We start from the raw sequence: 14376 nt of genomic DNA, 5'->3' as shown, positions 1-14376 counted from the left end.
GAAGAAGCCCGACACGATGATCGTGTCGGGCTTCTTCGTTGCCGGTGAAGGATCGAGAACCTGTCAGCTGCCGCCGGATGGAACCGACATGCGGTCGCGGTTCTCCGAGGAGCTGCTGCCTCCGGCGGTTGCCGTCGGCTGACCGGGCTCTTGCAGCACCGTCGGCACGACGTCGGTGGTCGTTGTCGGGCTCGGCGTCGTCGTCGTGGGCGGGACCTCGGGCGTCGTCGTTGCCGGAGCCGGAGTGCTCGGCACGCCCGTGGTGTCGGGCGTGACCTGCTCCACCGGTGCCGGTGGCACGAAGACATCCGGACTGGGGACCGGAGCCGGGACGACCGGAACCGGGGGCGGAACAGGCGCAGGCAGCGTCAGAGCCTGCAACTCCTGCAGCAGACGTTCCAGCCACTGGTCCAGCTCGGCGCGCTGACCGTCGTCGAGAACAGCGGAACTGCTGTTCGACGCACCGTCGAGGAGTGCGCGAGCGGCAGTGGTGTCCCCCGAGGACAGGAGATTCTCCGCCTCTTGCAACTTCGACGTCGTATCGATCTGAGCGACAGTCGAATCCGCCTGCTCGGAGAAGACGACCGACTTGACGCTCCAGAGCGGATCGTCCGGTGTCGAGTTGTACGAGATGACCACCAGGCCACCCATCACGACGGCGATCGCGGCTGCGGCACCGGCGATGGGACGCAGCAGACGCATGCGTCCACCGCGGTTGGCCGAGCTCGAGCGCGCCATGTCGGCGGCGAGCTTCTCGCGTTCGACGGAGGCGACGACCACGTCGAGGGAGGGTCCGGCCGGCATCGCCGGCGTGATCACGTCTGCTCGCCAATTGGCCAACAGAAGGGCGAGTTGGTACTCGTCTGCGTCATCGGTGGCAATCGGTCCGTCGCCACTGATCGCGTCGATGAACGCATCGTCACGACGTACGGCGACGAGGTCCACAGGACCACCGTCTGCGCCGATGTCGGCATAGGGATCGTTCTGCTTCGGTCCAGTGGAGTTCACGTGCTCACCGATACGCGAGATTCCGCGACGCGGCGTCTCACCGGGGCCACCGTGACCATTGTCCCTAGCCATACATTTCACCTGCTCTCACAACTTCGTTCTTCAGTTTTGCGATAGCTCGGTGCTGAGCCACGCGGATAGCGCCTGCAGTGCTGCCGACGGCGGCTGCTGTTTCCTCGGCCGACAATCCGACGATGAGTCGGAGCACCAGAATTTCGCGGTGCTTGGCGGGCAAGGTGTCCAGCAGTGCAGTCATCTGTCGACTCGACTCGGATTCGAGAGCGCGTTGCTCCGGTCCGTGCTCCATCGACACGACATCTGGTACTTCGGCGGCCGGGTCCGATTTGTTACGCGAGGCGCTGCGATGGGCGTCGGCGACCTTGTGAGCCGCGATGCCGTACACGAATGCCATGAACGGACGACCTTGATCCTGGTATCGCGGCAAGGCGGTCATGACTGCCAAACAGACCTCCTGCGCCACGTCGTCGGCCGAAAGCTGACCGCGCTCAGCCGAACCGACCCGTGCCCGGCAGTACCGAACGACGAGTGGTCGGATGAATTCCAAGACCCGGGACAGAGCCAGTCGATCGCCTTGCGCTGCGGCAACGACGAAAGAGTCCAACTCCTCACCCGCACTGTTCATCGTCGACAAATTTCCCCGCGTTACAGGTACGCACCCGCATGGGAGCGCTTCCACGTGGTGGTGGAACGAGACCAAGGATAGCGACACCACCCGGCCACAACCGAACCAATCGGTCCGCCTTCGACCCAGGTCCTGGTCAACCGACCGTCGAACCACCCAGGCGATCGATGGCGGCGGCCAGGTCCGCGGACGAGGCCATCCCGGCGTCGACCCCGCCGGTTCCTTCGCAGAGCATCGTGGCGGCCCAGCGCAGGGGCAGCAGCCCGGCCATCTCCGCAGCGCAGGCCACCTGAACGGCCGACTCACGAGCAGGTCCGGTCTCACCGATACAGCTCAGCGCCGCCGCAGACACCAGGTCGGTCTTGACGATGTGGCGTAACGAATCGGCATCGTTGGCGAGAGCCCGAGCGTTCTCGGCGTGTCGGACCGCCCCTGGGCCGTCGCCGCGCATCATCGCCAGCTCGGCCGCTACCCAAGACGCCCGTAGTGCCGGACGCCACAGCCCTCGACCGGCGGGGTCCTGCCGCTGCTCCGCACTGCGGGCCAACAGGGTGTCCGCGAGGCCGAAACGTCCGATTCCCAACGCGTCTGCGGCCAGGCCGGTCAGCGCATCGCTCCGGGCCTCCACCGAGTCCGTCGATCTCGGCGGTCCCCCGAGTCCGACGAGAAGGACCGCGATGCCGTCCCAGTGGCGGGCTCGCTCGTGTTCGCCCACCTGACGCAACCACGACGCTGTGGTCGACGCGTGCAGCGACCGAAGCTCCGCGCTGCGGGGTCGATACCGCCGAAGCTCGACTCCGGCGGCGCTGTACCGGCCCTGCCCTGCCAACGCGACACTGCGAAACCAGCTCTCTCGCGGATCGGTGGCTGCGGGCAGCGGGAATCGGCCGGGGTTGCCGCCGAATGCGGCGTCGAAGAGTTCGGACTGCGTCGCGGTGAACAGCGAGCTCTGCTCTGAAGGCACGGAGGCAAGGGTAGGGCCATCGCCGATGACGAACGGCGTCCGAGTCCTACCGATACGACGCGACGCAATTGCGTGAGGCGAATTCACTGTCGGTCCGAAAAGGGACAACAGCGCGTCGTTTCGCGCGCACAGAATGCAGTTTTCAAGGAATTAACAATGTGAACGCAGCCGACTCGAAGACGAGAATCTGAACGCTGTGTGGCGAATAGGTTAATCGGCGCAGTCGGTCACACGATCGGCAACCGATGCGTCGCACGCCGTCCGTGCGCCCCTTCGGTCACCGGACGGCGATCCGCACAATCGCGTCGGACACCTCGCGCGGCCTCGACCGAATGGATCGACGCCTCACCCGACGCGAGCAACGGAGCTACCCGAAGCACCAACGAAACGCCTGTGATCAGGCGAAACACCAACTTGTGCCTGTCGGTCGCATCGAGCGATCACCCTGACGACCGATGCCGGACAACTGAACTCCGCGACTTCGCTTCGACAGCCGGAATGCCGATGCCCTTCCCATCGTCTCCCGTGTCGACGGATTCTTCAACAGGAAGGACACGCACGCGGGTGAGTCGAAGTAAATATCGCCCGTGTTAATTCTTTGCCCCATAACTATGCATTTGCACACGACAGAGAACTATTGACTCGATTTCGTCGATCCACATAACGTTGTCGGCATTCGGATCACGAATCCGAGAAGCCACACCACCCTAGGAGTTTCCATGCCGCAGCCGAATCACCTCCCTGGGCCGAACGCCGACATTTGGGATTGGCAGATGCACGGCCTGTGCCGTGGCGTCGATTCGTCCATGTTCTTCCACCCGGACGGCGAGCGGGGCCGGGCACGAGCACAGCGCGAGATGCGGGCGAAGGAAATGTGCCGTAGTTGCCCCGTCCTCGCCCAGTGCCGTACACACGCTCTCAACGTCAGCGAGCCCTACGGGATCTGGGGCGGAATGTCGGAGACCGAGCGAGAACTGCACGCTCGTCACAACCGCCGCCGCATTGCGGTGTAGTCACCCGACCACACGAGAAAGCCCCCAACCCGAAAGGGGTTGGGGGCTTTCTCGTGTCATGAACTTCAGTGAGCGTGTCCGTGCCCGGAAGAAGGCTCGGAGGCCTCTTCCGGCTTCTCCACGATCGCGCTCTCGGTCGTCAGGATCATGCGTGCAACCGACGCGGCATTGACCACAGCGGAGCGCGTCACCTTGACCGGATCGACGACGCCATCGGCCAGCAGGTCGCCGTACGTCAGGGTCGCGGCATTGAATCCGTGTCCCTTCGGCAGTTCTGCCACCTTGCTGACGACGACGGAACCGTCGATGCCCGCGTTGGAGGCGATCCAGAACAGCGGTGCGTTGAGTGCGTTGCGCACCACGGCCACACCGGTGGCTTCGTCGCCGGTCAGGCCGAGGTCGTCGGCCAGAGCCAACGCTGCCTGAGTCAGAGCCGAACCGCCGCCGGGGACGATTCCCTCTTCGACGGCGGCCTTGGCCGCAGCCACAGCGTCGTCGACGCGGAACTTGCGCTCCTTGAGCTCGGTCTCGGTGGCAGCGCCGACCTTGATGACCGCGATGCCGCCCGAGAGCTTCGCCAGACGCTCTTCGAGCTTCTCGCGATCCCACTCGGAGTCGGTGTTCTCGATTTCACGGCGGAGCTGACCGACGCGCGCGTCGATGTCGTCCTGCGTGCCCGCACCGTCGACGATGGTCGTGTCGTCCTTGGTGACGACGACGCGACGAGCGCGACCGAGCAGCTCGAGCCCGGCTTCCTTCAGGCTCAGACCCACATCTGCGGTGATGACCTGGCCGGCCGTCACGACCGCGAGATCGTCGAGGAACGCCTTGCGACGATCACCGAAGAACGGCGCCTTGACCGCCACGGCCTTGATCGTCTTGCGGATGGAGTTGACTACCAGCGTCGAGAGAACTTCACCTTCGGTGTCCTCGGCGATGATGAGCAACGGCTTGCCGCTCTCGGCAACCTTCTCCAGCAGAGGCAGAAAGTCCGGAAGCGAGGTGATCTTCTCGCGGTACAGCAGGACGTACGCGTCCTCGAGAACTGCTTCTTGCGCGTCGACGTCGGTGACGAAGTACGGCGAGAGGTAGCCCTTGTCGAACTGCACGCCTTCGGTGACCGAGAGCTCGGTGAGCAGCGTCGAGGACTCCTCGACGGTGACGACGCCGTCCGCGCCGACGCGGGTGAGCGCCTCGCCGACGAGTTCACCGATCTCGGGGTCACGCGAGGACACGGTGGCAACCTGAGCGATCGCCTGCTTGCCCTCGACCGGGGTTGCGGCGGCGAGCAGAGCCTCGGCAACCTTGTCGGCCGCCTTGGAGATGCCGGTGCCGAGCGCGATCGGGTTGGCACCTGCGGCGATGTTCTTCAGACCGCCACGCACGAGCGCCTGCGCGAGGACCGTCGCGGTGGTGGTTCCGTCGCCTGCGACGTCGTTGGTCTTGGTGGCGACGCTCTTGACCAGCTGCGCGCCGAGGTTCTCGAACGGATCTTCCAGGTCGATCTCACGAGCGATCGATACACCGTCGTTCGTGACGGTCGGACCGCCGAATGCCTTGGACAGGACGACGTGGCGTCCCCGCGGCCCGAGCGTCACCTTGACGGCGTCGGCCAGCTTGTCGACGCCGCGTTCGAGTGCGCGGCGCGCTTCCTCGTTGAATTGGATTTGCTTTGCCATGTTTCGGTGTTACTCCTTCGAGTAAAGAAACTCGATCGAACGCACACCGCCCCGGGACCGACACGAAAATCGGATACCGGGGCGGGATGCGTTGTGGCCTACTTGGCGATGACAGCCAGCACGTCGCGTGCCGACAGAATCAGGTACTCCTCGCCGGCGTACTTGATCTCGGTGCCGCCGTACTTGCTGTAGATGACGGTGTCACCTTCTTTGACGTCGACCGGGATGCGGTTGCCCTTCTCGGTGACACGGCCTTCGCCTACGGCGACGACGGTGCCCTCCTGGGGCTTCTCCTTGGCTGTGTCGGGGATGACCAGACCGGAGGCGGTCGTCGTCTCGGCCTCGTTGGCCTGGACGAGGATCTTGTCCTCGAGCGGCTTGATTTTCACGCTCGCCACGTTGAGCCCTCCAAAGTTATGGGGTACGCGTCCGGGGTCGGATCCCCGGACAGCTGTGTGTAAGTACTTCTCCTGCGGTTCTGACAATCACGGCCTGAACTCGTTCCCGTCGTCGCGGGTGCCGGGACTTCGCTCGGTGCCAACTAGCACTCTATACACGAGAGTGCCAGCACTCAAGGGCTGGGTTCGCCAGGTTCGTGACGCGTGGGTCGCGCGGGTACACACGCGCCCTCCCGCACCACCACAAAGATCCGAAAACGGGCGAATCAGGACCCGAAACGCCGAACACCGGAGTCGTTTCCCGCTGTTTTACCGGCGTCCGCGAAGCCATCGAACGACCAGGTAGGAGGCTATGAACTCTCACCGAAGAACCTACCGAGCGGCATATTACGCTCGCGATGAGGCACGAAGTAACGTTACGATAACGGAGCTGTCCGAGCGATAACGGTCGACAGCCGTGCCGCGACATGGCACACAGAGCAGTCGATTCCGGACAGGTACACAGGGGCGGGAGGTGCAGCATGCGAGTAGGCGTGGGTATATCCACCGGATCCGAGGTCGTGTGCGCAGCCCTCGTCACCGTCGACACCGACGGTAGTCGCACGGTCGAGTACCGCACCGTATCCACCGATCGCCAAGCGAACACCGACATCGGCGATCTGGTCACCTCGGCCATCGAACTGATGGCCTCTCTGATTCCCGGTCACCGGTCGCCCGACGCGATCGCCGTCACCTACCGCACCGAGGAGCACGCTGCGGGTATTCGCGCCGCGCTGGCCCACACCACCCGCGATGTTCGCCTGGTACCCGAGTCCGCTGCCGCGTCCGCGCATCTGGCGACCACCGGCCTGATCGATCGATACGACACGATCGCGCTGGTCGATCTCGGTGCCTCGGGCATGTCGGTCACCGTCACCGATCGGACCACCGACAAGGTACTGGCGCACGGCCGATCGGACGCCGTCGGCGGCGACGCACTCAACGTGCTCGTCAGGAACCTCGTGCAGGACATGACCCGTGACAACCTTCGGGACGACATCCGCGACGACCGCGGAATCGGGTCCGCGCGGTACCGATCGGTCAAGGAACAGCTGTCCCACTCGGACGAAGTCAGCATCGCGCGTTACAGCGGAATCCCGCTGACGGTCACCCGGGACGCATTCGACACCGCCGCGACCCCGATCTTCGGCACCGCCGCCGAGTTCGTACGAGGAGTGTTCGACGAGAGCACTCACGAACCCGAGGTCATCGTGCTGATCGGTGGAGGGGCGCACATCCCCCTGCTCGCCGCCACGCTCACCGACATGTTCCACGCCCCGGTCGTTCGAATGTCCGAGCCCGACGCCGTTCTTGCCGTCGGCGCTGCCTCCGTCGCCGCGTCTGCCGACGGCGGCGGCTACCAACTCGTCTCGGCCACGCGCAACACCGCGACCCGGATGAGCCGATACTCCGGTGCGATCGCGGCCGCCGTCGTCGCAGGTGGTCTCGTTCTCGCCTACGGCGTGCAGACGATGACGCCTGCCGACGATGCCAGCGTCTCTCCGGCCGGAAGTACCGCGCGATCCGCGACCGAATCCAGCGATACCGGTACGCCGGCCACCGGGGGGTACTCCCCCGACGAGGATCAGACGACAGCCGGACGCACCCCCGGGGATCGATCCGACCCCACGGCGACCTCGGTCGACGCCACCGGATCGTCGGCGCGGTTCACCACGACCGCTCCGCCGACCAGTACCCCGACACTGCGTCCCGCACCGGACCTCCCGCGGATCGACTGGCCGATCGACCCCACCACGAACCCGGCGTCCCCCGACGCCACCACCGGGATCCCGATCGAGCCGCCGACCTCGGTCACCACGACTCCGGTTCGACCCTCCGAACCGATCGAGTCCTCGGACCCGAGCGATACGACCGAGATCGTTCCCGGCCCGACGCCCGAGCCCACTACCGAGGTCACACCCGAGTTCACTCCGGTGCCGACCGAGTCGATCACCGTGCCGACCACCGATGTCAGCGGTTCGGAACCCACCCCGGAACTGACGGCACCACCGACGGTATGGTCGCCGCCGGTCGCAGCTCCCGCGGCGTCCGGATCCCCGACCGATCCACTGTCGGCAGCCGAGCCGTCGGCTCCACAATCGTCCGAGACCACCGTCGCAACGCAGGACGCTCAGCCGGGCACCTGACTGGTCGCGACCGAGAGGCCGGGGTCGGTCACAGCGGTCAACGCCGAAGGCTCGGCTCCGCCCGCAACGAGGTGGGCACCCAGTGCTGCGATCATCACGCCGTTGTCGGTGCACAGTCGGGGCTTCGGAATTCTCAGCGTCAAACCCTGCTCTGCACAACGACTTTCGATCAGCGAACGAATGCGAGAGTTGGCGGTGGCACCCCCACCCAGCACGATCGTGTCGACATCGACGTCGGTTGCCGCGCGAACGGCCTTCATCGTCAGGACATCGGCGACGGATTCCTGGAAGGACGCCGCGATGTCTGCGACAGGAATCGGATCTCCCGCACGTTGCCTGGCCTCGACGAATCGAGCGACGGCCGTCTTGACCCCGGAGAAGGAGAAATCGTAACGGGCATCGCGTGGGCCGGTCATGCCTCGGGGAAACGCGATCGCAGCCGGATCACCCTCGCGCGCAGCATCATCGAGTGCCGGACCGCCCGGGTACCCCAATCCGAGGAGCCGTGCAACCTTGTCGAAGGCCTCCCCCGCTGCGTCGTCGACCGTGGTCCCGAGCTCGGCGATCGGCCGGGACAGATCGTCGACGTGCAGCAGATGAGTGTGACCTCCGGAGACCAACAGCGCCACGCACGACGGCATCGGGCCGTGCTCGAGCGTATCGACCGCGACGTGGCCACCGAGATGGTTGACCGCATAGAAGGGCACGCCCCAGGCCGCGGCGTACGCCTTCGCAGCGGCAACCCCGACCAGCAACGCCCCGGCCAGCCCCGGCCCGATCGTCACCGCGACGGCGTCGGGACGCTCGATGTCCGCGGCCGCCAGAGCCCGCCGCATGGTCGGCACGATCGCTTCGAGATGTGCGCGCGACGCCACCTCGGGCACCACTCCGCCGTACCGCGCGTGTTCGTCGACGCTGGAGGCGACCTCGTCGGCCATCAGCTCGCACGTCCCCGCTCCGCCCCAGCGGACGATCCCGACTCCTGTTTCGTCGCAGGAACTTTCGATACCCATGACGATCATCGGGCTGATCCTTTCGTCTTCTGGGGCCGACGCATGGTGAAGGCGTCGGCACCGCTCGGCTGGTAGTACCCGGCCCTGGTGCCCACGATCTCGAACCCTTCGCGTCGGTACAGCTCGATGGCGGGCTCGTTGTCGGTGCGGACCTCGAGAAAGACCGGCCCACCGTGCTCGTCGGCCACGCGCAGCAGTTCGTCCAGCAAACGCCCGCCGATTCCTTTGCGGTGATGCGACGGATCGACTCCGATGGTGTGCACCTCGGACTCACCGACGACGAACGCTCCGCGGCTCGGCTGCCCCAGCAACGAGATGCCTGCGTAGCCGACGACCTCACCGTCTTCCCGCGCGGTGACGTAATGATTGTGTGGCGCGGCCAATTCCGCGATGAATGCATCCTCGGCCCACGGGTCGTCACCCGGGAACAGCACGGTCTCGAGGTACGCGCACCGAGCAGCATCCGCCGCCGTCATCGACTCGATCGACACGGTCACTTCAGAGCCTTCGCTGCGGCACGCTCGTCGAGCGTCTTGGCGTCGGGGCGGCGCAGATACAACGGGACGAGCGGGCCGGGGACGATCCCGCTGCCGATATCGGCGGCGGCCACCGCGACCAGTCCAGCCGGAGACGGTGCCTGCACATCATGAACCGGAAGCTCGAATGCCGCTGCATGCGGTGCCGATCCGGCGACCGCGTCGACTCCCACACGGTCCAGTTCGGCCGGGGCCACGACGTCGGGTCCCGCGACTCGCACTCCTGCTTCGTAACGTGCCCAATAGATTTCGCGTCGACGCGCATCGGTCACCACCAACAGCGACCCGGGTTCGGAGACATCCGAGGCAATGGCGTCGAGACTGCAGACGCCGAACACCGGAAGGCCGAGTGCGTCACCGAAGGCCGCTGCCGTCGCCATTCCCACCCGTAAGCCGGTGTAGGGCCCGGGACCGACGCCGACGACGACGGCACCGAGATCGGCGGCGGTGATCTGCGCCTCGGACAGGCACTCGAGGATGTTGGGGGTGAGAATTTCTGCATGCGATCGCGCGTCCACCCGAACCCGCGTGGCGAGCGTCGTGGCCACTGCACCGACGGCGGACTCGGTCAGACTCACCACACCTGCGGTGACGGCGGGGGTCGAGGTGTCGACGGCAAGTACAAGCACGATGTTTCAGATTACCCGCACGCTCGCATGCCGACTCACTGCCGTCGTGCACAGCCGACCGGGCTCAGTGCTGCGGCGTGACCACCGATTCCACGCGGCGTGCCGTCGCGCGTCGAACGTCGGAGTCCGGGTCACGCGTCAGACGGACCGACACATGGCCGTCCGACAGCTTCTCGACCAATCCCTCACCCCACTCGACCACGACCACGGCGTCCGTGAGGTCGGTATCGAGGTCGAGGGCGTCGAGTTCGTCGAGCGCCGACTGCCCCGTCATCCCCAGCCGATACGCATCGACGTGGACGAGCGCAACCGGCGGCAGACCATGGGGCCGCGAACCGGCCCGGTGCTCACGGGCGATCACGAACGTCGGCGAGGTGACGCGGCCCTGCACACCGAGTCCGGCCGCAATCCCCTTCGTCATGGCTGTCTTTCCGGCCCCGAGCGGGCCGTCGAGAATCACCAGATCGCCGGCGACCAGAACGTCCGCAAGCCGTGCACCGAACTCGGCAGTGTCTGCGGCAGTGGCCAATTCGACGTCCACCGGCAAGATCAGCGGCTCGTCAGACAACGCCCCACCGCCGCTTCTTGCCCGCGGCCTCCGTTGCCCGTGCCACGAGGCGCGCGATCGCACCGTTGACCTGTTCCGGAAATTCGAGTTGAACCAGGTGCCCGCCCTGGCGCACACGCACCATCTCCGAACGCGGCAGGGCCTGAGCCAGAGCCTCCGAGCTCGCGAACGGAATGATCCAATCCTCGTCGCCACACACGACCGATACCGGAATGTTCTCGAATTCCAGCAAGGCCTCGGACTCGTCGTGCAACTCGAGCGTCTCGAGGAAATTGACGATCGTGACGACGGACGTGTCGTCGATCATCGACTGGGAGAACGCCACCAGTCGTGGGGACACCCTGGTGCCGTAGGACGCCGCGCGCAGTACCGGTGAGATGAGTGCGCGCACAGCTCCGCGACCGAACTGCACGAAGCCGGGCGACGTCCGCACCGCGAGCCGGAACGCGTCGACCGCCGGATTCTGCAGACTACGACCTACCCCGGATTGCGCGAGACCGGCAGCTGTCGTCGAGATCAGGACTGCGCCGATCACTCGCTGACGCAGCACGTCCGCTCGTTGCCGCGCCATGGACAGGATCGACATTCCGCCCATCGAGTGCCCCACGAGAACGATGCGGCCCTTGGGTACGACAGAGCGAATCACCGCATCGAGATCGAGGCCGAGTTGACCGATGGTGCAACTCTCCGGGCTCGGTACTCCCGACCGCCCGTGACCGCGCTGGTCGTAGAAGACCATCCGGACCGTCGAACCCCATTGCTGTTCGAGCGCACGCCGTTGGAAATGCCACGACGACGTGCGAAGGCAGTAACCGTGTACGAATACGACGGTCAGTTCGGCATCCGACGGACCGACTTCGCGAACCGCAAGCGGCACGCCGTCGTCCGCGGTGACGATACTGCCTCGGTCGGCATCCATCAGGTCGAGATTCTCGGTGGCCAGCGGATCCTTGTTGGACCGGAACGCCGTCTCGCGCACCACAATTGCAATACTCTGCAGCAATCCGAGCATGATCTATTTCGTCGCCTCCCCTGAGTGCGCGGCGACGAACCGTCGTCGAACACGTCCACGAATGCCGGTGACGACCTCGTAGCTGATTGTGTCGAGCGCATCCGCCCAATCCTGAGCGTGCGCTTCTCCCCTGTCCCCTGGCCCGAACAGTAGCGCCTCGTCGCCGACCGCGACACCCGAGCCGCCGCCACCGAGGTCGACGACGAATTGATCCATGCACACGCGCCCCACCGAGGGGTAGCGGCGACCTCCGATGGTCACCTCGAACCGCCCGCTGAGGCGGCGAACGATACCGTCGGCGTAGCCGAGAGCGACGAGTGCGACCACGGTGTCTGCGGGAGCGGTCCAGGTGTAGCCGTAGGACACCGATTCACCTTCGCTCACCTTCTTGATGTTCGCCACCTGCGCCGAGAGCGTCAGGACCGGGCGTAGCCCGTACGTCCCCAGCTCGGGTACCGGCGACAAGCCGTACAGAGCAATACCCGGGCGGACCATGTCGAAACCGAGATCGGGTCTGGTCAACGTGGCAGCCGAGTTGGACAGATGCACGACGGCGGGAGGTGTTCCGCGGCGGGTGGAGCGCCGCACCGCGTCTCGAAGCCGCTCCGCCTGGGCATCGTTGGCCGGATGACCCGGCTCGTCGGCGCATGCCAAGTGCGAGAACATTCCGGTCAACCGAACGGTGCCCTCCGCGACGGCAACCGCCGTCGTGTCGAGGACGTCGTCGAGATCGGCTTCCGCGACCCCGTTGCGGTTGAGCCCGGTATCGATCTTGAGCGAGAGATCTGCGGTTCGGCCGACTCGACGCGCGGCGTCGACCACGGCATCGAGCTGGGCGGCCGTGGACACCGCGATCCCCACCTGCTGGGCGATTGCCGCAGCGAAGTCCGAATCCGTTCGATGCAACCACGCCAGCACCGGGACCGTGATCCCCGCTGCCCGGAGTTCGAGGGCCTCGCCGATGGTGGTGACGCCGAGCTCCTGCGCCCCCGCTGCCACTGCGGCGCGTGCGACCTCGACGGCACCGTGGTTGTATCCGTCGGCCTTGACGACCGCCATCACAGCGGCGTCCCCGGCGAACTGCTGCAACACGTGGACGTTGTGAGCCACTGCGTCGAGGTCGACGGACGCCACAGCGCCCGAACCCGTCCGAGGATCGGTCCTCTCGTCGTCGCAGCCGATAGTCACAACATTCGATAGTGCCATCCGGGCCGCCGATACGACGGATCAGGGTGCCACAACTCGTGACACACCTGGTGTCGGACGTGGGCCACGCACGACCACGGTCACAGAGTGAGTGAGCGCATTGTTCGGATCGCGTCGGGAATGGCCTCACACAGGGGGCTCGCAGAAATGGGTGCTGCGAACTCTCCGCCCGAACCGTGAGCCGCACGTGCCGCGGCCAGGGCGTGGACCTTCGCTCCGCAGGCAGCCGCGGTGGACGGTGCCATTCCCGACGCGAGCAGGGCCCCGAGAATGCCCGACAGTACGTCGCCCGAGCCGGCCGTCGACGCGGCCGATCCTCCGGCATCGCTGACGAACGTGGTGCCGTCCGCATCGGCGATGATCGTCGCCCGTCCCTTGAGCAGAACGGTGACGCCCCAACGCGCGGCGAGATCTCGAACCGATCCCACTCGGTCGGGTGCGGGGTCGGATCCGGTCAGGCGGGCGAATTCTCCGGCATGCGGGGTCAGCAGAGTCGGTGCGGCGCGTCCGGCAACCCAGCGTTCGTTCTGTGCGAGGACAGTGAGCGCATCCGCGTCGACGACCACCGGCAGGTCCGTGTCCAGAACTCGACGCACGATCTCCGCGGATTCCTCGTCGGTGCCGAAACCGGGACCGACCACCCACGCCTGCACCCTCCCAGCCGTGTCGAGATCCGGGGCGGCAACGACCTCCGGATAGTGCGACACGACCTCTGCGCCTGCGCTTCCCACGTAGCGGACCATCCCGGAGGTGGCCGCGACAGCCGCGCCCACGCAGAGCAGTGCGGCACCGGGGAACGTGGCGCTGCCGGCCAGGACACCCACCACGCCCTGCGAATACTTGTCGTCCGCGGCCGTGGGAATCGGCCACACCCGTCCTACGTCGGCCGGCTCGAGCGACGCCATCGCCGGCGCGGGCAGCTCGAGGCCGATGTCCACGAGTTCGATTCGGCCACAACGAGGTACGGCCAGTACATGCACAGGCTTGCGGGCTCCGAACGTCACCGTCACGTCGGCGGTCACGGCCGGCCCCAGTGCGGCACCGGTCTCCGCGTCCACTCCGCTGGGAATGTCCACGGCCACGATCGGTGAGGTGATCTGCTCGACCACCGCAGCCGCATCGGGCCGCAACGGACCCTTGCCGGAAATTCCCACAATGGCGTCGACCACGATGTCGGCAGGTCCGCGCCGAGTCACCACTCGTCCGCCCGACGCTCGCAGGGCTGCAAGACCTTCGGCGTGCACCCGCGTCGGGTCGAGCAGAAGAGCCGACACCGAGACACCGCGGCGACGCAGATATGTCCCCGCCCACAGACCGTCGCCGCCGTTGTCGCCCGTGCCCACCAGAATCGTCACGCGCCGCCCGGCGACGCCGCCCGTGCGCGCGGCCAGTTCGCCCGCCACGACGGTCGCCAAGCCGTACGCGGCGCGCCGCATGAGAACACCGTTGGGCAACGAGTTCAGCAGCGGCGCTTCCGCATTCCGAATCTGTTCGGGTGTGTAGTAACCGCGCATGCCGAGC

Annotated in this window: 14 protein-coding genes; 2 read left to right on the top strand and 12 right to left on the bottom strand. The window is 66.3% G+C overall.

The features are described from left to right. Window positions 1–63: 63 nt before the first annotated feature. The 3 genes from AB0362_RS12520 to AB0362_RS12510 all read right to left on the bottom strand — a co-directional run bounded on the left by AB0362_RS12520 (window position 64) and on the right by AB0362_RS12510 (window position 2615). Complete coding sequence (locus tag AB0362_RS12520) at window positions 64–1080, bottom strand: anti-sigma-D factor RsdA (protein WP_317808733.1); 1017 nt, start codon at window positions 1078–1080, stop codon at window positions 64–66. Continuing rightward, a complete protein-coding gene (locus AB0362_RS12515; RefSeq protein WP_032397500.1) occupies window positions 1073–1651 on the bottom strand; it encodes a sigma-70 family RNA polymerase sigma factor in 579 nt (192 codons plus the stop codon). Before AB0362_RS12515 ends, AB0362_RS12520 begins: the two co-directional genes overlap by 8 nt. A 136-nt stretch (window positions 1652–1787) precedes the next feature. Continuing rightward, window positions 1788–2615, bottom strand: a complete 828-nt coding sequence (locus AB0362_RS12510) for a hypothetical protein (protein WP_317784053.1) — start codon at window positions 2613–2615, stop codon at window positions 1788–1790. 719 nt (window positions 2616–3334) lie between these two features. On the opposite strand from AB0362_RS12510, the gene AB0362_RS12505 reads away from it, so the two are divergent. Further along, window positions 3335–3628, top strand: a complete 294-nt coding sequence (locus AB0362_RS12505) for a WhiB family transcriptional regulator (protein ID WP_027496361.1) — start codon at window positions 3335–3337, stop codon at window positions 3626–3628. A 65-nt stretch (window positions 3629–3693) separates the two neighbouring features. On the opposite strand, the gene groL is transcribed toward AB0362_RS12505, so the two are convergent. Together groL and groES are read right to left on the bottom strand one after the other, a co-directional pair. Further along, window positions 3694–5307, bottom strand: coding sequence for a chaperonin GroEL (gene groL, locus AB0362_RS12500; RefSeq protein ID WP_149405362.1), 1614 nt, complete (start codon window positions 5305–5307; stop codon window positions 3694–3696). A gap of 98 nt (window positions 5308–5405) precedes the next feature. Further along, a complete protein-coding gene (groES, locus tag AB0362_RS12495; protein WP_008718149.1) occupies window positions 5406–5705 on the bottom strand; it encodes a co-chaperone GroES in 300 nt (99 codons plus the stop codon). Window positions 5706–6226: 521 nt separating this feature from the next. On the opposite strand from groES, the gene AB0362_RS12490 reads away from it, so the two are divergent. Next, complete coding sequence (locus AB0362_RS12490) at window positions 6227–7891, top strand: Hsp70 family protein (RefSeq protein ID WP_188078558.1); 1665 nt, start codon at window positions 6227–6229, stop codon at window positions 7889–7891. Here AB0362_RS12490 and tsaD read toward each other — a convergent pair. The 7 genes from tsaD to AB0362_RS12455 all read right to left on the bottom strand — a co-directional run bounded on the left by tsaD (window position 7876) and on the right by AB0362_RS12455 (window position 14369). Then, entirely contained in the window at window positions 7876–8913 is a 1038-nt protein-coding gene (tsaD, locus tag AB0362_RS12485; RefSeq protein WP_094669792.1) for a tRNA (adenosine(37)-N6)-threonylcarbamoyltransferase complex transferase subunit TsaD, read from the bottom strand. The two genes, AB0362_RS12490 and tsaD, sit on opposite strands and share 16 nt — an antisense overlap. Then, window positions 8910–9401, bottom strand: a complete 492-nt coding sequence (gene rimI, locus AB0362_RS12480) for a ribosomal protein S18-alanine N-acetyltransferase (RefSeq protein ID WP_068051289.1) — start codon at window positions 9399–9401, stop codon at window positions 8910–8912. Before rimI ends, tsaD begins: the two co-directional genes overlap by 4 nt. Further along, entirely contained in the window at window positions 9398–10069 is a 672-nt protein-coding gene (tsaB, locus tag AB0362_RS12475; protein WP_317808727.1) for a tRNA (adenosine(37)-N6)-threonylcarbamoyltransferase complex dimerization subunit type 1 TsaB, read from the bottom strand. The genes rimI and tsaB overlap by 4 nt, the downstream gene beginning before the upstream one ends. A 64-nt stretch (window positions 10070–10133) precedes the next feature. Beyond that, a complete protein-coding gene (gene tsaE, locus AB0362_RS12470) occupies window positions 10134–10637 on the bottom strand; it encodes a tRNA (adenosine(37)-N6)-threonylcarbamoyltransferase complex ATPase subunit type 1 TsaE (RefSeq protein WP_068051294.1) in 504 nt (167 codons plus the stop codon). After that, the gene (locus tag AB0362_RS12465; protein ID WP_068051296.1) at window positions 10630–11649 is read right to left on the bottom strand and encodes an alpha/beta hydrolase; all 1020 of its coding nucleotides are present in this window, start codon (window positions 11647–11649) and stop codon (window positions 10630–10632) included. Before AB0362_RS12465 ends, tsaE begins: the two co-directional genes overlap by 8 nt. A 3-nt stretch (window positions 11650–11652) precedes the next feature. Then, a complete protein-coding gene (gene alr, locus AB0362_RS12460) occupies window positions 11653–12831 on the bottom strand; it encodes an alanine racemase (RefSeq protein ID WP_317808811.1) in 1179 nt (392 codons plus the stop codon). A gap of 104 nt (window positions 12832–12935) precedes the next feature. Next, window positions 12936–14369 (bottom strand): NAD(P)H-hydrate dehydratase, encoded by a 1434-nt coding sequence (locus AB0362_RS12455; RefSeq protein ID WP_317808725.1) that lies wholly within the window; start codon window positions 14367–14369, stop codon window positions 12936–12938. Window positions 14370–14376: the final 7 nt, after the last annotated feature.

Origin of the sequence: Rhodococcus sp. NPDC079359, from assembly GCF_040702585.1 — a bacterium.
GTDB lineage: Bacteria > Actinomycetota > Actinomycetes > Mycobacteriales > Mycobacteriaceae > Rhodococcoides.
The sequence above is the reverse complement of the archived record's forward strand: the minus strand, read 5'-3'. Positions and strand labels throughout refer to the sequence as shown.